General features: G+C 73.6%; 1 protein-coding gene. It reads left to right on the top strand.

All coding sequences use genetic code 11. From position 1 onward, the window contains the following. The first annotated feature begins 70 nt into the window (after positions 1–70). Positions 71–373 (top strand): hypothetical protein, encoded by a 303-nt coding sequence (locus tag RM812_RS42110; protein WP_311586288.1) that lies wholly within the window; start codon positions 71–73, stop codon positions 371–373. Positions 374–599 lie beyond the last annotated feature (226 nt).

Consider the following 599-nt stretch of genomic DNA (forward strand, 5'->3'; position numbering starts at 1 on the left):
CCCCATGCATCCCTCCGCTCGAAGCCGCGCGAGGCAACAGGCATTCGACCTGGAGAGCCAGCGTCACGACATGATCGAAAGGCTTGCCGACGGCGGTCTGCCCGAACCCCGGGCGGCCGCCCTGGTCGACGCCCTGTGCGAGGCCGCCCGCGACCAGATCGCGCAGGATCTGGTCCGTCAGATCCTCCCGCTGCGTGAACGGCACGACGCGGCCTGGGACTGGATCACCCGTGACAGTCTCAGCCACCAGCTCCGCGCCCTGGTCACGGCCCTCGCCACCGCCCTGGGCAACCCGCAGGACACCACGGCTGCGCACGGCTACGTCCGCGCCATGGTCAGTGGAGGCGGCGACGGATCACGAGGCGCTGCGTAATCGGCAGCGGCGCCCGGCCCCCGCACCGCCCCGACCGGGCCGGGCCGGGTCCGTCACGGGCCCGATCCGTACCGGAGGAACACGGCCCGACCCAACCCCATCATTCCCCGATTGCATGGCCCTGGCGGCGAGCTCAGCTCCCGCCGGGGCCTCGCGCGTTGCCCCGCTGGCACGCCACCGGCGCCGGGTTCGGGCTGGGCGCGCCGGTGGGTTGCCAGCGGGGCAA

The organism is Streptomyces lancefieldiae, assembly GCF_031845825.1.
Taxonomy (GTDB): domain Bacteria; phylum Actinomycetota; class Actinomycetes; order Streptomycetales; family Streptomycetaceae; genus Streptomyces; species Streptomyces lancefieldiae.